The organism is Streptomyces sp. NPDC111802, from assembly GCF_055634335.1.
This window is the reverse complement of the sequence record NZ_JBVKCZ010000009.1, coordinates 152,279-173,405: the sequence shown is the minus strand read 5'-3', so window position 1 is coordinate 173,405 and position 21,127 is coordinate 152,279. Positions and strand designations below refer to the sequence as shown.

Here is a 21,127-nt window from a genome sequence, read left to right as displayed (position 1 = left end):
AGGTCCTGGGCAACAGGATTGGCCCCGGCACGCGCGCGTGGCATGCGTCGGCCATGACTCTCAAGGAACTCCAAAGCGGGGAACCCGCCCGGTTGTCAGTGGCCGCGCCGATACTGGGGGCATGACGACGGGTTCTGGCACCGTGCTGGTGGTGGAGGACGAGGAGTCCATCGCGGACGTCCTCGCCATCGCCCTGCGCTACCACCGGTTCGAGGTCATGACGGCGGGCACGGTCCGCGAGGCGCTCTCCCTCGCCGAGCGCACCCGCCCCGAGGTGGCGCTGCTCGACGTCATGCTGCCGGACGGCGACGGACGGGCCCTGGGGCGCCAACTGCGCGCCCGGCAGCCGGATCTGGCGCTGGTGTTCCTCACCGCCCGGGACGCGCCGGCCGAGATCGTCGGCGCCCTCGGCTTCGGCGACGACTACATCACCAAGCCGTTCGACATCGACGTGGTCGTCGCCCGGATCACGGCCGTGCTGCGCCGGACACGCCCGGCGGACGTGCTGTCGCGGCGACCACCGCTCAGATACGGCGATCTGGAGCTGGACGAGACGACGTACTCGGTGAGCCGCGCGGGCCGCACCGTCGAGCTCACCCCCACCGAGTACGCCCTGCTGCGCTTCCTGGTGCGCAACGGCGGCCGGATCGTGCCCAAGGACCAACTCTTGCGCCATGTCTGGCAGTACGAGCACACCCCGCCCGAGTCGACCGTCGTGGAGACCTACATCAGCTATCTGCGGCGCAAGCTGGACGCCCTGGGACCGCCGGTGATCACCACGCGGCGGGGCGTCGGATACGGGCTGGCATGAGTCTCCCCTGGATCTCCCGTGTCGGCCGCCGGCGCGGCATCCACTCGCTGCGCGGCAAGCTGACGCTGGCCAATGTGGCCCTGCTGGCCGTCGGCATCGTCGTCGCGACCGCGATCAGCCTGATGACCGCGCGGTTCTACCTGCTCGACAAGGTCGACACCGAACTGAAGAACGCGCGCACCACGCTGGGGAACGCCGGGTTCACCCTGCGGCAGATCGAGTCGCTCAGCGAACTGGGCGTCGCGCTGGACAAGTTCAGCGACGGCGGCACCACGGACACCGATCCGCTGCCGAGCCCGAGCATGGTGTACGTCGCGGTCGACCCCACCGGAAAGCCGGTGGCCCTGGGCCCGCTGGAGCCGACGCCGCGCCAGCACGCCCTCGCCGCCGCCGCGAACGACCCGGCCGAGCTGGCCGGCGACGAGGAGCCGAGAGACGTACGGGTCGAGGGTGACCGCTACCGGATGGCCGGCGCGCGGCTGGCGGACGGCACCGTCGTGCTGATCGCCATGCCGACCGAGGGGCTGCACGAGGGCATGGGCAAGGCGCTGCGGATGGACCTCGCCGTCGGCACCCTGCTCCTCGCTCTGCTCGGCTGTCTGACCATGCTCAGCGTGCGCCGCCGGATGCGGCCGCTGGAGGACATGGTGGAGACCTCGTCGGCGATAGCCGAGGGCGATCTGACCCGGCGCGTCCCCTCCAGCCGCGACCCGACCCTGGAGGTCGAGCAGCTGCGGGTCGCGCTCAACTCCATGCTGCACCAGGTGGAGTCGGCGTACCGCACACGCGAGCGGAGCGCCTCCCAGCTGCGCCGCTTCGTCGGCGACGCCTCGCACGAGCTGCGCACCCCGCTGTCCGCGATACGCGGCTACCTCCAGCTGTACGACAAGGGGATGCTGCCGGAACCGGCCGAGCGCAAGCGGGTCTGGGAGCGGATGAACGGCGAGGTCGACCGCATGGGGCGGCTCGTCGACGAGCTGCTCACGCTGGCCCGGCTCGATCAGCGGCCCGAACTGCGGTTCCGTAACGTCGACGTGAGCCGTCTGGTGCGCGACGCCGCCGACGATCTGCGGGTGCAGCAGCCCGAGCGGCCCCTCACGGTCGGCGCCGACGGAGCCCTGCTCGTGCGCGCCGACGAGTCGGGGCTGCGCCAGGTGCTGGGCAACCTGCTGAGCAACGTCCGCACCCACACGCCCGCCGATGTGCCGGTGCGGCTGGGGGTGGAGCGGGCCGACGGGGTCGTACGGCTGTGTGTGCAGGACAAGGGGCCGGGGCTGTGCGAGGAGGACGCGGCACGGATCTTCGACCGGTTCTTCCGGGCCGGCGGGGGTGCGGGCAGCGGGCTGGGGATGGCGATCGTGCAGGGCGTGGTCGAGGCTCATGGCGGGGAGGTGGCGGTGCGGACGGCGCCGGGCGAGGGGCTGACCGTCACGGTGATCCTGCCGACGGGGGCGGCTCCACGGTCGTAGCGGACCCGTCCCGGTCAGGGGTTCGCGTGGGCGAGGACCAGTGCCCAGACCGTCTTGCCATGGCGTCCCCGGCTCCACACTCCCCACGCGGCGGCCAGGTGCTCCACCAGGTGCAGGCCCCGGCCGGTCTCCTCCCACTCCCCCACCGCCCTTGGCCGTGGCTCCAGTTGGCCCTCGTCCGACACCTCGATCAGACAGGAGCCGTCGGCGAGCGCGGTCACGGCGACCTCGAACTCGCGCTCCAGCAAGGAGCCGTGGCGCACCACGTTGGTGGCCAGCTCGGAGACGAGCAGCACCGTGTCCTCCAGCGCCGGATCGCGTGGCCCGTGCCCCCAGTCGGCCAGGTGGTCACGGACCCGGCGCCGGGCGAGTCCGACGGACGCCGGGTGCCGGGGCAGCCGGAAGGCGTTGCGTCTCAACACGTCTGCTCCTCACCCCACGCACACCCCCCTCACATGGTGCAGCGCCGAGTGGTCCCACGGCATCACCGGGGAGACCGTCAAGACCGCGGGATCGCGTCAGATCCAGGTGAGGCTCCAGAGACGGAAGACACCCGTGCCGTCCGACAGGTACTGGCCTCCGCCGATCTCCTCGCTGGAGACGACGTACTCCTTGGCCTGCCACAGCGGGATCACCGGGACGTCGCGGGCGACGGCCTCCTGGAGGGAGCCGAAGTCCTTCGCGGCCTCGCTGCGGTCGGCGTACTGCTGGCTGGCCGTGATCAGCCGGTCCACGGTCTTGTCGCTGTAACCGGTGTTCATGGTGGCGCCGGTGCCGACCAGCGGACCGCCGTAGGTGTCCGGGTCGGGGAAGTCGGCGACCCAGCCGACGGCGTACGCGTCGATCTTGCCGCTCGCCCAGCGCTTCTGGAAGTCGGTCCACTCATAGCCCTTGACGGTCACCTTGAACAGGCCGGTCGACTCCAGCTGCCGTTTGATCTCCGCGGCCTCCTCGGCTCCGGAACCGCGGCCGGTGCCATAGCCGTAGGTGAAGCGGACGGGCAGACTCACGCCGGCCTCGGTGAGCAGGGCGCGGGCCTTGGACTTGTTCAGCTCGGGGTAGGTGTCGAAGAACGACGTGGTGTGGCCGGTGATGCCCGTCGGGATCAGCGAGTACAGCGGGTCGACGGTGCCCTTGTACACGGTCGCGGCCAGCCGCTCGCGGTCGATCAGCCAGGCCATCGCCTGCCGGACCCGGACGTCGTGCAGGGGCGAGCCCTTGCGGGTGTTGAAGTACAGGTTGCGGATCTCGGAGCTGTCGGCCTCGGAGACGCGCTGGTCCGGGTCGGCGGCGTTCAGTCCGGCGAGGACGGCGGGCGGCAGCGTGCGCGTGGCGACGTCGACCTTCTTCGCCTTCCATGCCTTGTCGAGGGCGTCCCCGTCGGCGTAGTAGCGCAGTTCGACGGGACGGCCGGTGGCGTCGATCGCACCCTTGTAGTCGGTGTTGGGGGCGAGGACGGCGTTCTTGCCCTTCGTATACGCGGTCAGGGTGTAGGGGCCGGTGCCGTCGACAGCGTTGTCGCCGCGCAGGGCGTTGGGCGGATACTTCTCTCGGTCGACGATGGCGCCCGCGCCGGTCGCCACCTTGAGCGGGAACGTGGCGTCGGGCGACGACAGATGGAAGGTGACCGTACGGCCGCTCGTGCTCACCGAGGCCAGGGTGTCCAGCAGGGAGGACGGACCGACGTCCGACTTGATCCGCTTGACCCGGTCGAAGGAGTACTTCACGTCCTGGGCGGTCATCGCGCGCCCGCTCGGGAAGGTGAGTCCCTCGCGCAGCTCGCACCGGTAGGTGCTGAGGTCGGAGCCGGCGAAGCCGCAGCTCTTGGCGGCGTCGGGGACGGGTGTCACGCCGCCCGGCTCGAAGGTGAGCAGTGACTGGAAGACATTGTTGAACAGCGCCCAGGAACCGGCGTCATAGGCGCCGGCCGGATCGAGCGAGGTGACGGCGTCCGTCGTCCCGACCGTGATGGTCCTGTCCTCGTTCCGCTGCGACGGCAACAGCTGCCAGCCGCCCACTCCCACGGCCGCCAGCACGAGCAGCGTCGCGAGAATCCGCATGCGAACTGAACGCATGGGTGTGCCCTCTCCCCGGCCCTCGACGGGCCCCGCATGAGCAATGGAAATGCACCACTCCCCTAAGTGGCGCGCACACCTAATCACACGGATTTCGTCAGGCGGAAGTGGATTCTGGCGACATGAGAAAGAACTTACCTACGGGTGTTTCCGCCACGTTTCACAGGCAGTTCACAGAATTGGGGGCGGTGTCCGGTCAGGCCTGAAGGGACGCCAGCTCGATCACCGTGATGTCCGATTCGGCGCCCACCCGCGTGGGCGGGCCCCAGGCGCCCGCGCCCCGGCTGACGTACAACTGGGTGTCGCCGTACCGCTCCAGGCCGGCCAGGGTGGGGTTCGCCAGCTCCGCGACGAGGTTGCCGGGCCAGAGCTGGCCGCCGTGGGTGTGGCCGGAGAGCTGGAGGTCGACGCCGTGGTCGACGGCGTCGTGGATCTGGACCGGCTGGTGGGCGAGGAGCACACACGCGCGTGCTCTGTCCCGGTCGCCGAGGGCCTTGGCGAAGTCGGGGCCCTGGCCCTCGCTCTCGCCCGCGATGTCGTTGACACCGGCCAGGTCGAAGTGGGGCAGCTCGCTGCGGGCGTTCTCCAGGGGGCGCAGGCCCAGGCGGCGCACCTCCTCGACCCACTGCTCGGCGCCCGAGAAGTACTCGTGGTTGCCGGTGACGAAGTACGCGCCGTGCCGTGCCTTGAGCCCGGCGAGCGGGGCGGCGGCCGGGCCGAGGTCCTTCACGCTGCCGTCCACCAGGTCGCCGACCACCGCGATGAGGTCGGGCTGGGTGCCGTTGATCGTGTCGACGACCTTCTGCGCGAAGCCCCGGCCGAGCACCGGGCCCAGATGGATGTCGCTGACGACCGCGATCCGGTAACCGTGCGCCGCGCGCGGGAGCTTGGCGAGCGGGACGGTGACCCGCTTCACCTTCGGGCCGTTCAGCACGCCATAGGTGCCGTAGCCGACGGTCCCGACGGCGGCCGCTGCGGCGGCACCGGCGAGTACTCGGGAGACGAAGAGGCGGCGGGTGGGGGTGGCGAGGGGGCGGGAGGGGGAGTCCGGGTCGGGGGGCGTGGTGTCCGGGGCCGGGTCGGTCGGCGGGGGCGGGGGCGGGTCGGCCGTGAGGGCCGCGACCGGGGTCTGGGTCGCCGGGGCCGCGACGGCCGTACGTCCAGGAGCGGGGTCGGACGCGGGCCGGTGCGCGCCGCCGTCGGCCGGCTCGGCGGCCGGTGCTGTGGCCGCCGTCACTCCGGCCGGCGTCAACTCCGGCTCCCGTACGGCCTCCTCGGCGTGTCCCCGCCGTTCGAGCCATCGGCGCAGCAGGGGCCGTACGACCTCACCCGCCAGCACACCGAGCAGCAGATACAGCGCCAGGGCCAGCCACAGGAAGCCCGGCCAGGCCAGGACCTGCTGGAGCCAGAAGGGCGCGCCCGAGCGCTCGGCGACCAGGGCGCCGATCGTCAGCGCCCATCCGCCCGCGATCACCACGGCGCCCGCGCGGCGCACGAACCCGGGGGCCCGGGTGGTGTCGCGGAACAGGCGGCGCCACACCCACCAGTTGCCCGCCACCAGGACGGACAGCACGAGCAGTGCGACGAGCGCGAAGACGATGACCACTCGGACGTCCCTTTCCCTTGTGTGCTGAGTGAACGCCGGGGGCGTTGGCCGAGTTCCTATGACATGCGGCGCAGTGCGCGCACTCCGCGCAACCCGATCACGCCGACGACCGTCCCCAATACGAAGGAGACGACGGCGAGCACCAGGTGCACCCAGAAGTACGCCGTCGGGTGACCGTCGTCGAACGCGAGCCCGCTGCTGTCCTTGATCAGGTTTTTGACGAAAGTGACCCAGATGACCCAGCTCCACACCCCGAAAGCGAGCAGGAACCAGGAGACGGGGCGGCTGAGCTTCATGAGTTCAGTATCGCCGCCGGGTGCCCGGTCCTTCGAGCGGGGTAGGGGCAGAAACGGGACTTCCATGGGTACGGCATGTACCTTCTCGCTCGTGCCCGCACCCAAGAAGGCCACCAGGCGCGCCCTGCTGGTCACTTCCGCCGTCCTGTCGTCCCTCGCGCTGACCGCGCCCGTCTCCCACGCGGCCCCCAAGCCGTCACCGAGCACGAGCCCGTCGGCCACACCTCCGGCGAACATGTCGACCGTGGGCGGCGAGCGGCTGGGACAGCCCGGCACCCAGGCGAACCTCGCGAGTGGCGTCCCCGTGCTGCCCAAGGACCTGACCGCCCGCTCCTGGGTCGTCGCCGACGCCGAGTCGGGCGATGTGCTCGCCGCGCACAACGCGCACTGGCGGCTGGCGCCCGCGAGCACCATGAAGATGCTGTTCGCCGACACAGTGCTGCCGAAGTTCCCGAAGACGACCAAGCACAAGGTCGACCCGTCCGATCTGGCGGACATCGGGTCCGGCTCCAGCCTGGTCGGGATAAAGGAGGGCGAGACGTACTCCGTGCACGACCTGTGGCTCGGGGTCTTCCTGCGCTCCGGCAACGACGCCGTGCATGTGCTGTCGAAGATGAACGGCGGGATCGGCAAGACCGTCAAGGAGATGAACGAGCACGCCGAGGAGCTCCAGGCCCTGGACACCCACGCGGTGTCGCCCGACGGCTACGACGCTCCTGAGCAGGTCTCGTCCGCGTACGACCTGACCCTGATCGCCCGCTCCGGGCTCCAGAAGAAGGACTTCCGCGAGTACTGCTCGACGGTCAGCGCCAAGTTCCCGGGGGCGACGTCGAAGAACAGGAAGGGCAGGTCGGTCCGCCAGTCCTTCGAGATCCAGAACACCAACCGGCTGCTGTCCGGCGACAGTGACGTCCCCGTCTACCAGGGCATCGCGGGCGTCAAGAACGGCAACACCACCAACGCGGGCGCCACCTTCACGGGTGTGGCCGAGCGGGGCGGCAAGGTGCTGCTAGTGACGGTCATGAACCCGGAGAAGGGCGAGCACAACCAGGTCTACAAGGAGACTGCGCGGCTCTTCGACTGGGGCTTCCAGGCGGTCGGCAAGGTACAGCCGGTCGGTGAGCTGGTGCCGCCGAGGAGCGCCGCGCAGGCCAGCGCCCAGTCGGGTGCGAACGACTCCGGGGAGGCCGGTGGCAGCGGGGACGCCGAGAAGTCCTCGAAGGCGGCGGTGGGCGCCTCGGCCGCGCACGGGTCGAGCGGTATCGGGATCGCGCTCGGGATCACGGGCGGGGCGCTGGTGCTGCTCGCGGCGGGCGCGTTCCTGATCAACCGCCGCTGGCCGCTGCCCGACCTGGTACGCCGCCGGGGCCGCTCCTGACGCCGGGTCCTCGGGGCTCGGCGACCGGGCCCTCGGCTTCATCGGCCGGGGCCCCGGCTTCGGCCTCGCCTTCGCCTTTGTCTTCGTCCGCGGCTTCGATCTCGTCCTTGCTGCGCGTCGCCGTCCAGGCGGAGCAGAACACGACCAGCTTCGAGGTGAAGTTGATCCACAGCAGCAGGGCGACCGGCACCCCGAACGCGCCGTACATGCTCTTCGTGGCCACGCCCTGCATATAGCTGCTGAGCAGCAGCTTCAGCACTTCGAACCCGATCGCGCCGATCAACGCGGCCACCATCAGCCGGCGGCGGGGCGGTTCGACGCCGGGCAGCAGGGTGAGGACGTAGAGCAGCAGCAGGAAGTTGGTGAGTACGGCCACCAGGAACGCGGCGATCTGCAGCAGGATCCCGCCCCAGCCGCCCTCGTCGAGACCCATCTCCCGGGTGGTCCAGCCGACCAGGGCGGAGGCGACCGTGGAGGCCGCGATCGTCACGAGTACGGCGCCGCCGAACCCGACCAGGACGCCTGCGTCCTTGGCCTTGCGCAGGACGGGGTTCTCCTCGACGTCGGGCAGCTCCCACACCGCGCGCAGACACTCGCGCATGGAGCCGACCCAGCCGATGCCGGTGAACAGCAGGACGGCGCCGGCGATGAGACCGACGGTGCCGGCGTTCTCGACCAGGGCGCTGATGTTCAGCTGGTCGGCGATGCCGGGCACCTGGTCGGCGAGCTTGTCCTCGAGTTTGTCCTGCTGCTCGGTGCTGAGCGTCGCGGCGGCGATCGCCGCGGCCAGGGTGAGCAGCGGGAACAGCGCGACGAAGCTGGTGAACGTCATCGCGGCGGCCAGCCGTGTCCACTTCACCCGGTCCATGCGCTCGTACGAGTGCCACGCGTGCGTGGTCATCAGCCGGGTCACCGTGGACCCGACGACGGGAAGTCTCTTCAGCCAGTCCATGATGCGTCTCTGCCCTCCGCGGGGAAGACCAATGTCCGTGTGCCCCAAAACCGCAGGACGGTAGCCAGCGCCATGCCGATTCCGGCTCCCGACACGGTGTCCGCGCGCTGGGAGGTGAGCCCGAGGCCGTAGTGGCTCACGAGGAGACACAGCAGCTGTACGGCCGCCCCGGCGACGTTCACCGCGAAGAAGACGGCGTACGGGCGCAGGCCTCTCGGGCGGGCGTGGCGGTAGGTCCCGAGCGCGTTCCCGGCGTAGGCGACCGCGCAGCCGGCCAGGAAGGACAGGGCCTTGGCGGTGAGGGGGCCGAGGGCGGCGGGGCCGCGGAGGCCGGTGAAGAGGGCGAGGTCGACGGCGTAGGCGAGGAGACCGACGGCGGCGAAGGCGAGGAGTTCGTGGCGGGCGGGTTTCGGGGCGCGCGTGTCTACTAATTGGCCACCGCCAACCCGTACATCGCAAGCCACACCACCCCGATGAAGGCGAGCGCTCGGTCGCGCAGGACGACGTCCTCGGGCTCTCCGGCAGTGCCGCGGTCGGCGAAGACGGCGTAGCGCAGGATCGCGAGGATGAAGGCGATCATGGACAGCTGGCGCCAGGGCAGCAGGCCGGTGTGCGGGACGCCGCCCTCCTCCAGGGCCCACAGGCAGTAGCCGAGGACGGCGACCCCGGCCGCCAACTGCCAGACGAAGCGCAGATAGCCGGTCGTGTACTCGGTGAGCAACGCGCGCGTGGCGCCCTCTTGCCCCGCCATCTGCACGGCCTCGGAGTAGCGCTTGGCCGACACCATGAACAGCGCCCCGAACCCGGTGGTGATCAGGAACCACCGCGACAGCGGAATGCCGAGCGCGAGCCCGCCGGCCATCGCCCGCATCAGAAACCCCGTGGTGACGACGGCGAGGTCCACGACCAGGACGTGCTTGAGGCTGACGCAGTACGCCAGTTGCATGCCGACGTACGACGTGAGCAGGGCCACGACGCCGGGCGAGGTCAACCAGCCCGCGGCGGCGGGCGCGAGCACGGCGAGGACGCCTCCGACGGCGTACGCGACCGGCACGGGGACCTGTCCGGCGGCGACCGGGCGATGTCGCTTGGTCGGGTGCGCGCGGTCCGCGTCGGCGTCGCGGGCGTCGTTGATCAGATAGACGGCGGCGGCGCAGGCGGTGAAGAGTACGAAAACGAGCGCGAGTTGGCTCAGGGCATGGGCCGAGAAGAGCCGGCCCGCGGCGGCCGGGGCCGCGATGACCAGGATGTTCTTGACCCACTGCTTGGGGCGCGCGGTCCTGACGAGGCCGTTCACCAGCGCGCGCGGGCCACTTTTGCGGGGCGGTGGCGCGGGGGGCCGTGGGGGCGTGCGCTGCTCATGGAGCGCCGCTTCCCTGAGTTGCGCGGCACTCGTCAGGGGCGCGGTCTCAGACATGGGCGCCGCCTCGCCGCATCCAGTCCGCCCCGACGCAGGCGGTCACGGCCCCGAGTGCCGCGCCGACTGCCACGTCCGAGGGGTAGTGCACGCCGACGACGAGGCGGGAGAGGCACATCGCGGTGGCGAGCGGCGGGATCGTGTACGCGCCGAGCGCTCCGTAGGCGACGGCTGCTGCCATGGCGGAGGCCGCGTGGGAGCTGGGGAAGGAGTGCCGGCCGAGCGTGCGCACCCGGGGTTCGACATGCGCCGGGCGCGGGCGGCGCACCACCCTTTTCACCCCCATGCTGACGAGGTGCGCCCCCGCCGTGAGCGCCGTGCCTCGCAACCATGCGCCCCGTCGCCCCCCGTCCAGGGCGGCCCCGGCGAGGCCCGCCGCCAGCCACAGCGCTCCGTGCTCGCCGGCCCGGGAAAGGGCGCGCGCGACGGTGGCGACGCGTGGGTCACGACCACGGGCGTGGACCGCCGAAAGGATGCGGCGGTCCACGCCCCTGAGGCTTCGATGGTCCATGTCGTCGAGGTGATCCATGTGGACTCACTGTTCACGTCCACATCACCGGAACTACGACAATATTGGGCGACATCCCACTAATCACCCATTTCGGGGAGAGCAGGAATGTTTCAGAACTGATCGCTCATAGATGGACGCTACGGTCGCCGACATGTCTGCCGAAACCGTCTCCGCCTCTGTCTCGGCCTCTGTCTCGGCCTCTGTCTCCGGCTGGGGCCGCACCGCCCCCACCACCGCCCGTCTGATCCGCCCCCGGACCTACGAGGAGGCCGCGAAGGCCGTCCGGGACTGCGGGACCCGCGGCGGCATCCCCAGGGGCCTGGGACGGGCGTACGGGGACGCGGCGCAGAACGCCGGGGGCACGGTGCTGGACATGACGGGCCTGGACCGGGTCCACGCGATCGACGCCGACAGCGGCATCGTGCTGTGCGACGCGGGCATCTCCCTGCACCGGCTGATCGAGGTGCTGCTCCCGCTCGGCTGGTTCGTACCGGTGACGCCCGGCACCCGCTATGTCACGGTCGGCGGTGCGATCGGCGCCGACATCCACGGCAAGAACCACCACGTCTCGGGCTCCTTCTCCCGCCATGTCCTGTCGCTGGAGCTGCTCACCGCCGACGGCGAGATCCACACGGTCGGCCGCGGCACGCCCCTGTTCGACGCGACCACCGGCGGTATGGGCCTGACCGGCGTGATCCTCACCGCGACGATCCAGCTCCAGCCGGTGGAGACCTCACTGATGACGGTCGACACCGAGCGCGCGCGGGACCTCGACGACCTGATGGCCCGTCTGGTCGCCACCGACGGCCACTACCGCTACTCGGTCGCGTGGATCGACCTGCTGGCACGCGGCGCGGCGACGGGACGCGCGGTCCTCACCCGCGGCGACCACGCGCCCCTGGAGGCGCTGCGCGAGGGCACGCGCGCGCGTAGGAACCCGCTGGCCTTCCGCCGCCCCACCCGCCTGCCCGCCCCGCCCGCCGTCCTCCCGGAAGGGCTGCTCAGCCGCCGTACGGTCGGCTGGTTCAACGAGCTCTGGTACCGCCGAGCTCCACGCGCGCGTACCGGCGAACTCCAGCAGCTGTCGACCTTCTTCCACCCCCTGGACGGCGTGCCCCACTGGAACCGGATCTACGGCCGGGGCGGCCTCGTGCAGTACCAGTTCGTCGTCGGGCACGGCCAGGAGGAGACCCTGCGCCGGATCGTGCGGCGCCTGTCCGAGCACCGCTGCCCGTCCTTCCTGGCCGTCCTCAAGCGCTTCGGGGACGCCGACCCCGGCTGGCTCTCCTTCCCCCTGCGCGGCTGGACGCTGGCCCTGGACATCCCGGCCTGTCTGCCCGGTCTGGGCGCCTTCCTCGACGCGCTGGACGAGGACGTGGCCACGGCGGGCGGGCGCGTCTACCTCGCCAAGGACTCCCGGCTGCGGCCGGAACTGCTCGCCACGATGTACCCGCGTCTGGACGAGTTCCGCGCGCTGCGCGCGGAGGCCGACCCGCGCGGGGTGTTCGTGTCGGACCTGGCCCGCCGCCTGGGCCTGTAGCACCCCCCATTCGGATCCCTCATCCCTCGGACTCCCGGTACTCCCCCCGAGCCCCTTGGCCCCTTGTCCCCCTGGCCCCTCAGACCTCTAGGAGCTGTCGTGAAGGACGCCTTCGGCATCCCCCAGTCCCTGCTCGTCCTCGGCGGTACGTCCGAGATCGCGCTGGCCACCGCGCGCCGCCTGATCGCGCGCCGCACCCGCACGGTCTGGCTGGCGGGCCGCCCGTCACCCGCCCTGGAGCAGTCCGCGGCCGATCTGCGCGCCCTGGGGGCCGACGTGCGCACGGTGGCGTTCGACGCCCTCGACCCCGAGTCCCACGAGACGGTGCTCGGCAAGGTCTTCGCCGAGGGCGATGTCGACATGGTGCTGCTCGCCTTCGGGATCCTCGGCGACCAGGCACGCGACGAGCGCGAGCCGCTGAAGGCGGTGCGGGTCGCGCAGACCAACTACACGGGCGCGGTGTCGGCCGCCCTGGTCAGCGCCGGCGCCCTGCAGTCCCAGGGCCACGGCTCGCTGGTCGTCCTGTCCTCCGTCGCCGGGGAGCGGGCCCGCCGGGCCAACTTCATCTACGGCTCCAGCAAGGCCGGCCTCGACACCTTCACCCAGGGCCTGGGCGACGCCCTGCACGGCACGGGCGTCCACGTCATGGTCGTACGCCCCGGATTCGTCCGCTCGAAGATGACCGCGGACCTGGCGGAGACGCCCCTCGCGACCACCCCGGAGGCGGTCGCCACGGCGATCGAGGTCGGCCTGCGCCGCCGCTCGGAGACGGTGTGGGTACCGGGCGCGCTCAGGCTGGTGATGTCGGCGCTACGGCACGCGCCGCGAGGGCTGTTCCGTCGCTTGCCGGTGTAGGGCCACATGCCCCGCCTGCGGCGGCACCACCGGCCCCCCGAACGCGAAGTCCCGCAGCCTGCGCCACACACCGTCGGCACCCTGTTCGTAGAGGGCGAAACCGGTGCAGGACCAGCCGGCCTCGTAATCGGCGAGTTCCTCGAAGGCGCGGTCCATCGACTCGTCGTCGATGCCGTGGGCGACCGTGACATGCGGGTGGTACGGGAACTGCAGTTCGCGTGCGACCGGCCCGGAGGCGTCGCGGACCTGCTTCTGCAGCCAGGTGCAGGCCTCCGCGCCGTCGACGACCTGGACGAAGACGACCGGCGACAGGGGCCGGAAGGTGCCGGTGCCGGACAGCCGCATCGGGAAGGGGCGCCCGGCGGCCGCGACCTCGACGAGGTGCGCCTCGATCGCGGGCAGCAGCGAGGAGTCGACCTCTGTCGGCGGCAGCAGCGTGACATGCGTGGGGATGCCGTGAGCCGCGGCGTCGCCGAAGCCCGCGCGCCGCTCCTGGAGCAGGCTGCCGTGAGGCTCCGGGACCGCGATCGACACACCGATCGTTACGGTCCCCACGTCGTCTCCTGTCGTCTGTCCTGAGCTCGTGCCCTATTGGTGAGCGTGAGGGGCCGCTGATGCGGCCACTCGGCTATCGACTGTACGGCCACGACTGTGATGCGGGCAGGCGCAACCGTAGTGATGTGCAGCGCTGTGCGGTGGTACGGCCGTATTTCGGCCGTGTGCCGTGGTACGGGTCAGTGCTTGGCGGGCAGGAAGCCCACCTTGTCGTACGCCTGGGAGAGCGTCTCCGCGGCGACGGCGCGCGCCTTCTCCGCACCCTTGGCCAGGATCGAGTCCAGCGTCTCCGGGTCGTCCAGATACTGCTGGGTGCGCTCCCGGAAGGGCGTCACGAACTCGACCATGACCTCGGCGAGGTCCGTCTTGAGCGCACCGTAGCCCTTGCCGTCGTACTTCTGCTCCAGTTCCGCGATTCCCGTGCCCGTGAGGGTCGAGTAGATGGTGAGCAGGTTGCTGACGCCCGGCTTGTTCAGGGCGTCGTAGCGGATGACGGTGTCGGTGTCGGTGACCGCGCTCTTGACCTTCTTGGCGGTGGCCTTGGGCTCGTCGAGGAGGTTGATCAGGCCCTTCGGGGTGGACGCCGACTTGCTCATCTTGATCGACGGGTCCTGAAGGTCGTAGATCTTCGCCGTCTCCTTGAGGATGTACGGCTTCGGGACGGTGAAGGTCTGGCCGAAGCGGCCGTTGAAGCGCTCGGCGAGGTCGCGGGTGAGCTCGATGTGCTGGCGCTGGTCCTCGCCGACCGGTACCTCGTTGGCCTGGTACAGCAGGATGTCCGCGACCTGGAGGATCGGGTACGTGAACAGGCCGACCGACGCCCGGTCCGCGCCCTGCTTGGCGGACTTGTCCTTGAACTGGGTCATGCGGGACGCCTCGCCGAAGCCGGTGAGGCAGTTCATGACCCAGGCGAGCTGGGCGTGCTCGGGGACGTGGCTCTGGACGAAGAGCGTGCAGCGCTCGGGGTCGAGCCCGGCGGCCAGCAGCTGGGCGGCGGCCAGGCGCGTATTGGCGCGCAGGTCGGCGGGGTCCTGCGGGAGCGTGATCGCGTGCAGGTCGACGACCATGTAGAACGCGTCGTGGGTCTCCTGCAGAGCCACCCACTGGCGGACGGCGCCGAGGTAGTTGCCGAGGTGGAACGAGCCTGCGGTGGGCTGGATTCCGGAGAGCACGCGCGGTCGATCAGAGGCCATGCTCACCATTCTCTCAGGTCTCGGGGGGCGGACTGGAACTGGTCGGAAACAGATGAGAACCGATCCGTCCCCGGCGATGTAACAAAGGGCATCGCGCTCAGGGCCGCTTCAAGGCCGGCTCGGCGTTCAAGCCATGGCTGCCGGCGATCGTGGCCGATGAGACGAGGAACACAGCGCGCACGGCGGCGCGCCGGCGCACCCTCGCCGGGCGTGAGGCGGCGCTGCGCGGGACGTCCCCGACGTGGCGATGGTCGTCGCGGGCTGCACGGGTCATGCGCGGGCGGGTGGTGTGGGGACCGGGGGGTGGGTGGCCGGTCGCAGGCGGATCGGGTGCCGGGAGGGGATGTGGGCGTGCAGCGGCTGGATCTGGCAGGGGTGCTCGGCGAGTCGGAGGGCGAGTTCGCCGAGGGCACTGCGGTCGAGGGCCGGCCCGGCCCGGTGGCGGGGCCGGGTGTCGGCGGCGCGCTGCTGGTATGCCGCGCGGCGGCCCGGCCGGGGGCCGGACCGCCGCGTCAGGAGTTGCCGGTGGTGGGCGTCAGCCCAGGTCGATCTCCGGGTACAGCGGGAAGCCGGTGACCAGGTCGGTCGCGCGGCGGGAGATCTCGTCGGCGATCTTCGGGTCCAGGACGTGCTGGGCCTTGGACGGGGCGCCCTTGCTGGTGGTGCCGGCCTCGGTGGTGGTGAGGACGCGGTCGATGAGGGCGGCGACCTCGTCCATCTCGGCGGTGCCCAGGCCGCGGGTGGTCAGCGCGGGCGTGCCGATGCGGATGCCGGAGGTGTACCAGGCGCCGTTGGGGTCGGCCGGGATGGAGTTGCGGTTGGTGACGATGCCGGAGTCGAGGAGCGCGGCCTCGGCCTGGCGGCCGGTGAGGCCGTAGGAGGAGGCGACGTCGATCAGGTTGAGGTGGTTGTCGGTGCCGCCGGTGACGAGGGTGGCACCCCGGCGCATCAGGCCTTCCGCCAGCGCGCGGGAATTGTCGACGATGCGCTGGGCGTAGTCCTGGAAGGAGGGCTGACGGGCCTCGGCCAGGGCGACGGCCTTGGCGGCCATGACGTGCGGGAGCGGGCCGCCGAGGACCATGGGGCAGCCGCGGTCGACCTGGTCCTTGAGGGAGTCGTCGCACAGGACCATGCCGCCGCGCGGGCCGCGCAGCGACTTGTGGGTGGTCGTGGTGACGATCTGCGCGTGCGGGACCGGGTCGAAGTCGCCGGTGAGGACCTTGCCGGCGACGAGACCCGCGAAGTGGGCCATGTCGACCATGAGCGTGGCACCGACCTCGTCGGCGATCTCGCGCATGATCCGGAAGTTCACGCGACGGGGGTAGGCGGAGTAGCCAGCGACGATGATCAGCGGCTTGAACTCGCGGGCGGAGGCACGCAGCGCCTCGTAGTCGATCAGGCCCGTGGCGGGGTCGGTGCCGTAGGAACGCTGGTCGAACATCTTGCCGGAGATGTTCGGGCGGAAGCCGTGGGTGAGGTGGCCGCCGGCGTCCAGGGACATGCCGAGCATGCGCTGGTTGCCGAAGGCGCGACGCAGCTCGGCCCAGTCGGCCTCGGAGAGGTCGTTGACCTGGCGGACGCCGGCCTTCTCCAGGGCGGGGGCCTCGACGCGGGCCGCGAGGACGGCCCAGAAGGCGACGAGGTTGGCGTCGATGCCGGAGTGCGGCTGGACGTAGGCGTGGCGGGCGCCGAAGAGCTCACGGGCGTGCTCGGCGGCGAGGGCCTCGACGGTGTCGACATTGCGGCAGCCGGCGTAGAAGCGGCGGCCGACGGTGCCCTCGGCGTACTTGTCGCTGAACCAGTTGCCCATCGCCAGGAGGGTGGCCGGGGAGGCGTAGTTCTCGGAGGCGATCAGTTTGAGCATCTCGCGCTGGTCGGCGACCTCCTGGCCGATGGCGTCGGCCACGCGCGGCTCGACGGCGCGGATCACGTCGAGGGCGGAACGGAAGGCGGTGGACTCGTTGGAGAGGGGCTCGGCTGGCATGGGGACCTCCGGACGTCGTGTGCAGCGATCACGGTACGGCCCAGGCGCACGGCACTCGGTCTGGACTCGGTCCAGGGGCCGCTCCCCGATGGTTGGTCCATCCCAGCGCGCCAGTCACGGCCCGTCGATCAGCCTACCGGGCGCGTCGCCGAGCCATGGGCGCGCGTCCACCATGCGAGCCACGATAGGAAGGGGACGCACGGCACGCGTAAGGCAGGAATTGGACAGTGGCCGCGAGCCTCGTGACTGCCGGGACACGAGCCCTCGCGGTGGCGGAAACGGAGAGCCCCGTGAGTACGTCCAGCACCACCGAATCCCTGATCGCCGCGATCGACGAGCACAGTGCGCACAACTACCACCCGTTGCCGCTCGTGGTGGCGACGGCCGACGGGGCCTGGATGACGGATGTGGAGGGGCGGCGGTATCTGGATCTGCTGGCCGGGTATTCGGCGCTCAATTTCGGGCACGGCAACCGGCGGATCGTGGCGGCGGCGAAGGCGCAGCTGGAGCGGGTGACGCTGACGTCGCGGACGTTTCATCACGACCGCTTCGGGGCGTTCTGCGCGCAGCTGGCCGAGCTGTGCGGGATGGAGACGGTGCTGCCGATGAACACCGGGGCGGAGGCGGTGGAGACGGCCGTGAAGACGGCCCGGAAATGGGGCTACCGGGTCAAGGGCGTCCCGGCGGAGATGGCGAAGATCGTGGTGGCGTCCGACAACTTCCACGGCCGTACGACGACGATCATCAGCTTCTCCACCGACCCGGAGGCGCGGGCGGACTTCGGGCCGTACACGCCGGGCTTCCAGATCGTGCCGTACGGGGATCTGACGGCGATGCGGGAGGCGTTGACGGAGAACACGGTGGCCGTGCTGCTGGAGCCGATCCAGGGCGAGGCGGGGGTGGTCGTTCCGCCGGCCGGTTATCTGCCGGCGGTGCGGGAGCTGACGCGGGAGCGGAACGTGCTGTTCGTGGCGGACGAGATCCAGTCGGGGCTGGGGCGCACGGGACGCACCTTCGCGTGCGAGCACGAGGGGGTGGTGCCGGATGTGTATGTGCTGGGCAAGGCGCTCGGGGGCGGGGTGGTGCCGGTGTCGGCGGTGGTGTCGTCGGCGGATGTGCTCGGGGTGTTCCGGCCCGGGGAGCACGGGTCGACGTTCGGCGGCAATCCGCTGGCCTGTGCGGTGGCGCTGGAGGTGATCGCGATGCTGCGGACGGGTGAGTTCCAGGCGCGGGCGGCCGAACTCGGCGCACATCTGCACCGGGAGCTGGGGCTGTTGGCCGGGACGGGGCGGGTGACGGAGGTGCGGGGGCGCGGTCTGTGGGCGGGCATCGACATCGCCCGGGCGTACGGCACGGGCCGGGAGGTGTCCGAGAAGCTGATGGACCGGGGTGTGCTGGTGAAGGACACCCTCCGGCACAGCCTCAAGGGCGCGGGCGGTTCCCCCATGGCGACGATCCGCATCGCGCCGCCCCTGGTGATCGGGAAGGAGGATCTGGACTGGGGGCTCGCGCAGTTGCGGGGCGTGCTCGGGATGTGAGCCGGGCGGGCGCGGGTGCTGTCGGCTTCACCAGGGCATGCGCATGAGCAGCGATGGGGTGGCCGTGGACGCAACTGTCCGCGCGGCGTGGGACTCGTACCGGGTCCTGGAGAACCGCACATCGCAGCAGGAGCGTGAGCAGGCGCAGCTGCTCACCAGCTCTGGCTCGAATCATGGCGACAGACGAGACGCTCGGCTGGGCGGTTCCAGCCGAGCGTCTCGCTGAGCTCGGGGACGTACGTGCCCAGCCCCTACTTGATCGGCGGTCCGAGGCGGACGATGGTCGAGCAGTCCAGCTGCTGCTGGTACTCCTTGTTGTCCTGCTGGTACCAGAAACGGCAGCCCGTCAGCGCACCGTGGATGGGGCCCGTGACCTTGACCCGCGCGATGTAGTAGATGTCGCTGCCGGACTTCGCCTTCACCTTGACCGGGTGGCCTGCATAGTCCCTGGCCTTGATCAGATCGGGCAGGCCGCTCTTGCCGTCGTTGCGGGAGAACAGGATGTTCCCGTCGGTCTCGTTGCCGTTGACGGCCCGGTACTCGATGACTTTCAGGCCCTTGGGGACCTGGGAGAACTCCGCTTTGGTGATCTCCAGGTCCTGGCCGGATGTGTTCCAGGTGAGAGGAAGGCCGGCCCAGTACTCCTCACCGATCTGAGCGTGTTCGTAACCCACATCTCCGGCTGACTGCATGCCTCCGTCGAGTGCTGAGCCCTCCCGGACCCCGCCTGTCGGCCAGCCGGTGAGCACCCAGGCAATCGCGGCCGTCAGAGCCGCGGCGCAGAGTCCGGCAGCAAGGGTGATGCGGCGTCTAGTTGGAGTAGAAGACGCCAGGCTTGTCGGAAACCGGCCCATTCTTCCCCCAGATCATGTGACTTGCGTTTGTGCGGGTCCCAGCGGAGATCTTCTGCTTGTGATTGTTGTCGTATCCGGTGGTGACGCCGAGTGCGACTCCCATGAAGTTGACGGCATTGCCGAACTTGCTCGACTTCTTTCTGGAGAGCTGGAAGAACGTCCCACGCTCCACCTTGGCCCGGTGGCTTCTGGGCGAGTTGTTGTAGTTGCGGGAGCCGTCCTTGGAGGCGACGTTCTTGCCGATCTTGCCGACCGATCCGCCGGAGGGAACCTTGTAGCGGCCGGCTTCGATCGTGTACCAAGTGGCGCGAACCGTGCCGAAGCAGATCCGCTGGTGCTTGTACTTGATGTATTCGATCGGCACCTGGTATTGACGGGCGTAGTAGGAGCCCTTGTTGACGTAACCCGTCGACACGCCCGTCTCGTGCGACACCTGCTTGCTGCCGCCGACCTTCCAGTCCCCGTTGCTGTTGACGGCGATGTCGATGGTGCTGTTCATCGTGGCGTCGTACTCGAACGTCGCCTTCGCGTCCCAGTTCGCGTGCGCTTCACCGACCACCGTGTACTTGATCTTGGAGGTCTGCTTGAACCGCAACGTGTCGCACGTCTCCGAAGCACGGGGCGTGATCTTCTCGCCGCGGATGTCCTTGCCGTCCGCCGCGTAGGGGTTGTAGTCGGCCGCGAGAGTGCCGCGGTCGGACTGCCACACCGGAGTCTTCTCGTCGGTCGCCTTGGGATCGGCTTCCGTCTGGGCGGCGAGCGTCCGCTTCTCCTGCTCCGGCGTCGGTTCCTTCGCCGCGGCGTCGTCGACGGTGTTCGGCAGCATGGGAACGCTGTGCCCGTCGTCGATCGCCTGTGCGATCGAGTCCGTCTCCCCGCTGCCTGCGGCCCGCAGTGCCGCGGACTTCGGCGGTACGGCGACCAGGGCGTCCACTCCCAGCACAGGGACACCGGACGAGGTGGTGCCGGCCGTGGTGGCGTTGAGGTTCAGCGCACCGCAGTTGTCATCCATGACCTTCTGTACGGCCGACGGCAGGCTCGAGGGCAGCGTCAGGGACCAGGTGCCGTCGGCTGCCGTCGTCGCGGTACCCACGACGGGCTCGGTCGCTCCGCCGGCGCTTTCGCTGCCGGCGACGACATCGGCGGCGGTCACGGTGACCGGCAAGCCGGCTGCGGGCTGCCCGTTGCCGAGGGTGAACTTGCCCGTGACCGTGTTCGAGGGCTGCGGCGGCGCGGAGTCGGACGGCTCCTGCGCGGTCGGGAGATCGCTGTCGTCGGCCGGCGGGGTACCGAAGTACGGCACGACGTCGGGGTCCGGGTCGGCCAGGCAGGGAGCGGTGTCCGCCATGACGTCGCCCAGGACGCCGACGGTCACCTCGTCATTGATTTCGGTGAACGGGCCGGTGGTGTATTTGCTGATGCGGCCCGTGGTGTCCGGGTCGTCGGTGACGCTCAGGGTGTTGATGGCGCCGGGGCCGGGGCTCCACGCCTGCGTGACACCGCTCAGACCGGTCGTGTCGGTGACCGATGCGCCCAGCGTCGGCTTGACGGCGCCCGCGGAATCCGTGGTCTCCAGGTAGGTCTGGTGCGCGATCGTGCCGTCGGTGCCCAGGGTGTAGATGACCGAGCCGACCATCCACACGTCCTCGGCGTTGACGATCTCGGTCAGCCGGTTCGACCGCGGCAGCGCGGCAATCAGGTTGATGCTGCCGGCGCCAGTGACCGGGGCGGTCTGCTCGAAGACGTTGACCGTCTGGTCCTCGTTGATGACGAAGATCCGCTTGCCGTTCGACCACACCCGCTTGGCGGTGCTCCAGTTGGGCTTGTACGTCTTCACCGGCGTCAGCAGCGCGCCGCCGGCGGCGGTGTTGTCCTTGTACGCCTTCAACGGTGCGTCGCGGTCGCTGGCGGAGATCTCGTAGATCACGCCGTTCGGTGCGGTGAACAGCTTGCTCGTGCCGGGTATCTGTGCGGTGAGCTGCGTGTCGAAGAAACTCGACTCGCCCGCCTTCGGCCCCCAGTCCATGTACTTGGTCAGGTGCGCTTCTTGGCGGGGTTGCTGCTCGCCGGACTCAGGACGTAAGTGCCCACCG

Annotated in this window: 19 protein-coding genes, 1 pseudogene and 1 riboswitch; of the genes and pseudogenes, 7 read left to right on the top strand and 13 right to left on the bottom strand. The window is 70.4% G+C overall.

Annotated features, from left to right (window positions below; all coding sequences use genetic code 11):
* Positions 1 to 121: 121 nt before the first annotated feature.
* The gene (locus ACZ7NC_RS12480; RefSeq protein ID WP_471487415.1) at positions 122 to 811 is read left to right on the top strand and encodes a response regulator transcription factor; all 690 of its coding nucleotides are present in this window, start codon (positions 122 to 124) and stop codon (positions 809 to 811) included.
* Positions 808 to 2,280, top strand: a complete 1,473-nt coding sequence (locus tag ACZ7NC_RS12475) for a sensor histidine kinase (protein WP_471487414.1) — start codon at positions 808 to 810, stop codon at positions 2,278 to 2,280. Before ACZ7NC_RS12480 ends, ACZ7NC_RS12475 begins: the two co-directional genes overlap by 4 nt.
* Positions 2,281 to 2,294: 14 nt before the next feature.
* Here ACZ7NC_RS12475 and ACZ7NC_RS12470 read toward each other — a convergent pair whose 3' ends face one another.
* From ACZ7NC_RS12470 to ACZ7NC_RS12455, 4 genes are all read right to left on the bottom strand, one after another.
* The gene (locus ACZ7NC_RS12470) at positions 2,295 to 2,702 is read right to left on the bottom strand and encodes an ATP-binding protein (RefSeq protein WP_471487412.1); all 408 of its coding nucleotides are present in this window, start codon (positions 2,700 to 2,702) and stop codon (positions 2,295 to 2,297) included.
* Between the two features lie 96 nt (positions 2,703 to 2,798).
* A complete protein-coding gene (locus tag ACZ7NC_RS12465; RefSeq protein WP_471487411.1) occupies positions 2,799 to 4,355 on the bottom strand; it encodes an ABC transporter substrate-binding protein in 1,557 nt (518 codons plus the stop codon).
* A 196-nt stretch (positions 4,356 to 4,551) separates the two neighbouring features.
* Positions 4,552 to 5,961 carry a metallophosphoesterase gene (locus tag ACZ7NC_RS12460; protein ID WP_471487410.1) on the bottom strand — a complete coding sequence of 470 codons (1,410 nt, stop codon included), beginning with the start codon at positions 5,959 to 5,961 and terminating at the stop codon, positions 4,552 to 4,554.
* Positions 5,962 to 6,017: 56 nt separating this feature from the next.
* A complete protein-coding gene (locus tag ACZ7NC_RS12455) occupies positions 6,018 to 6,257 on the bottom strand; it encodes an SCO4848 family membrane protein (protein ID WP_471487409.1) in 240 nt (79 codons plus the stop codon).
* A 91-nt stretch (positions 6,258 to 6,348) separates the two neighbouring features.
* On the opposite strand from ACZ7NC_RS12455, the gene ACZ7NC_RS12450 reads away from it, so the two are divergent.
* Positions 6,349 to 7,635, top strand: a complete 1,287-nt coding sequence (locus ACZ7NC_RS12450; protein WP_471487407.1) for a D-alanyl-D-alanine carboxypeptidase family protein — start codon at positions 6,349 to 6,351, stop codon at positions 7,633 to 7,635.
* Here ACZ7NC_RS12450 and ACZ7NC_RS12445 read toward each other — a convergent pair.
* From ACZ7NC_RS12445 to ACZ7NC_RS12430, 4 genes are read right to left on the bottom strand one after another with little or no spacing between them, the layout of a single operon-like run.
* On the bottom strand, positions 7,583 to 8,587 hold the full coding sequence (locus tag ACZ7NC_RS12445) for a YihY/virulence factor BrkB family protein (RefSeq protein WP_471487406.1): 1,005 nt from the start codon (positions 8,585 to 8,587) through the stop codon (positions 7,583 to 7,585). The two genes, ACZ7NC_RS12450 and ACZ7NC_RS12445, sit on opposite strands and share 53 nt — an antisense overlap.
* Entirely contained in the window at positions 8,575 to 9,051 is a 477-nt protein-coding gene (locus ACZ7NC_RS12440) for a GtrA family protein (RefSeq protein ID WP_471487404.1), read from the bottom strand. The genes ACZ7NC_RS12445 and ACZ7NC_RS12440 overlap by 13 nt, the downstream gene beginning before the upstream one ends.
* The gene (locus ACZ7NC_RS12435; RefSeq protein ID WP_471487402.1) at positions 9,015 to 10,004 is read right to left on the bottom strand and encodes a decaprenyl-phosphate phosphoribosyltransferase; all 990 of its coding nucleotides are present in this window, start codon (positions 10,002 to 10,004) and stop codon (positions 9,015 to 9,017) included. The genes ACZ7NC_RS12440 and ACZ7NC_RS12435 overlap by 37 nt, the downstream gene beginning before the upstream one ends.
* Positions 9,997 to 10,533, bottom strand: a complete 537-nt coding sequence (locus ACZ7NC_RS12430) for a phosphatase PAP2 family protein (protein WP_471487401.1) — start codon at positions 10,531 to 10,533, stop codon at positions 9,997 to 9,999. Before ACZ7NC_RS12430 ends, ACZ7NC_RS12435 begins: the two co-directional genes overlap by 8 nt.
* 133 nt (positions 10,534 to 10,666) lie before the next feature.
* Between ACZ7NC_RS12430 and ACZ7NC_RS12425 the strand changes: the two genes are divergently transcribed.
* Complete coding sequence (locus tag ACZ7NC_RS12425) at positions 10,667 to 12,055, top strand: FAD-binding oxidoreductase (RefSeq protein ID WP_471487399.1); 1,389 nt, start codon at positions 10,667 to 10,669, stop codon at positions 12,053 to 12,055.
* A gap of 99 nt (positions 12,056 to 12,154) precedes the next feature.
* On the top strand, positions 12,155 to 12,910 hold the full coding sequence (locus tag ACZ7NC_RS12420) for a decaprenylphospho-beta-D-erythro-pentofuranosid-2-ulose 2-reductase (protein WP_471487398.1): 756 nt from the start codon (positions 12,155 to 12,157) through the stop codon (positions 12,908 to 12,910).
* On the opposite strand, the gene ACZ7NC_RS12415 is transcribed toward ACZ7NC_RS12420, so the two are convergent.
* Together ACZ7NC_RS12415 and trpS are read right to left on the bottom strand one after the other, a co-directional pair.
* On the bottom strand, positions 12,866 to 13,465 hold the full coding sequence (locus ACZ7NC_RS12415) for a 2'-5' RNA ligase family protein (RefSeq protein WP_471487397.1): 600 nt from the start codon (positions 13,463 to 13,465) through the stop codon (positions 12,866 to 12,868). The two genes, ACZ7NC_RS12420 and ACZ7NC_RS12415, sit on opposite strands and share 45 nt — an antisense overlap.
* Positions 13,466 to 13,644: 179 nt before the next feature.
* A complete protein-coding gene (trpS, locus tag ACZ7NC_RS12410; RefSeq protein ID WP_471487396.1) occupies positions 13,645 to 14,658 on the bottom strand; it encodes a tryptophan--tRNA ligase in 1,014 nt (337 codons plus the stop codon).
* A gap of 83 nt (positions 14,659 to 14,741) precedes the next feature.
* Here trpS and ACZ7NC_RS12405 point away from each other — a divergent pair.
* Positions 14,742 to 14,897 (top strand): annotated as a pseudogene (locus ACZ7NC_RS12405) (siderophore-interacting protein); the annotation flags it as partial.
* Positions 14,898 to 15,193: 296 nt separating this feature from the next.
* Here the strand turns inward: ACZ7NC_RS12405 and ACZ7NC_RS12400 are convergent.
* A complete protein-coding gene (locus ACZ7NC_RS12400; protein WP_471487394.1) occupies positions 15,194 to 16,642 on the bottom strand; it encodes a glycine hydroxymethyltransferase in 1,449 nt (482 codons plus the stop codon).
* Between the two features lie 31 nt (positions 16,643 to 16,673).
* Positions 16,674 to 16,770, bottom strand: a riboswitch (ZMP/ZTP riboswitch).
* A gap of 162 nt (positions 16,771 to 16,932) precedes the next feature.
* Here ACZ7NC_RS12400 and rocD point away from each other — a divergent pair.
* The gene (rocD, locus tag ACZ7NC_RS12395; protein ID WP_471487393.1) at positions 16,933 to 18,180 is read left to right on the top strand and encodes an ornithine--oxo-acid transaminase; all 1,248 of its coding nucleotides are present in this window, start codon (positions 16,933 to 16,935) and stop codon (positions 18,178 to 18,180) included.
* Positions 18,181 to 18,431: 251 nt separating this feature from the next.
* On the opposite strand, the gene ACZ7NC_RS12390 is transcribed toward rocD, so the two are convergent.
* Complete coding sequence (locus ACZ7NC_RS12390; RefSeq protein WP_471487391.1) at positions 18,432 to 18,872, bottom strand: hypothetical protein; 441 nt, start codon at positions 18,870 to 18,872, stop codon at positions 18,432 to 18,434.
* Between the two features lie 118 nt (positions 18,873 to 18,990).
* Positions 18,991 to 21,060 (bottom strand): hypothetical protein, encoded by a 2,070-nt coding sequence (locus ACZ7NC_RS12385; RefSeq protein ID WP_471487390.1) that lies wholly within the window; start codon positions 21,058 to 21,060, stop codon positions 18,991 to 18,993.
* Between the last annotated feature and the right edge of the window lie 67 nt (positions 21,061 to 21,127).

Excerpts from the sequence above, each read along its gene's own strand:
- ACZ7NC_RS12445 (WP_471487406.1), bottom strand. The coding sequence starts at position 8,587 with ATGGACTGGCTGAAGAGACTTCCCGTCGTCGGGTCCACGGTGACCCGG.
- ACZ7NC_RS12480 (WP_471487415.1), top strand. The coding sequence starts at position 122 with ATGACGACGGGTTCTGGCACCGTGCTGGTGGTGGAGGACGAGGAGTCC.
- ACZ7NC_RS12425 (WP_471487399.1), top strand. The coding sequence starts at position 10,667 with ATGTCTGCCGAAACCGTCTCCGCCTCTGTCTCGGCCTCTGTCTCGGCC.
- ACZ7NC_RS12430 (WP_471487401.1), bottom strand. The coding sequence starts at position 10,533 with ATGGATCACCTCGACGACATGGACCATCGAAGCCTCAGGGGCGTGGAC.
- ACZ7NC_RS12475 (WP_471487414.1), top strand. The coding sequence starts at position 808 with ATGAGTCTCCCCTGGATCTCCCGTGTCGGCCGCCGGCGCGGCATCCAC.
- ACZ7NC_RS12385 (WP_471487390.1), bottom strand. The coding sequence starts at position 21,060 with ATGGACTGGGGGCCGAAGGCGGGCGAGTCGAGTTTCTTCGACACGCAG.
- ACZ7NC_RS12455 (WP_471487409.1), bottom strand. The coding sequence starts at position 6,257 with ATGAAGCTCAGCCGCCCCGTCTCCTGGTTCCTGCTCGCTTTCGGGGTG.
- ACZ7NC_RS12390 (WP_471487391.1), bottom strand. The coding sequence starts at position 18,872 with ATGCAGTCAGCCGGAGATGTGGGTTACGAACACGCTCAGATCGGTGAG.
- ACZ7NC_RS12435 (WP_471487402.1), bottom strand. The coding sequence starts at position 10,004 with ATGTCTGAGACCGCGCCCCTGACGAGTGCCGCGCAACTCAGGGAAGCG.
- ACZ7NC_RS12465 (WP_471487411.1), bottom strand. The coding sequence starts at position 4,355 with ATGCGTTCAGTTCGCATGCGGATTCTCGCGACGCTGCTCGTGCTGGCG.
- trpS (WP_471487396.1), bottom strand. The coding sequence starts at position 14,658 with ATGGCCTCTGATCGACCGCGCGTGCTCTCCGGAATCCAGCCCACCGCA.
- ACZ7NC_RS12400 (WP_471487394.1), bottom strand. The coding sequence starts at position 16,642 with ATGCCAGCCGAGCCCCTCTCCAACGAGTCCACCGCCTTCCGTTCCGCC.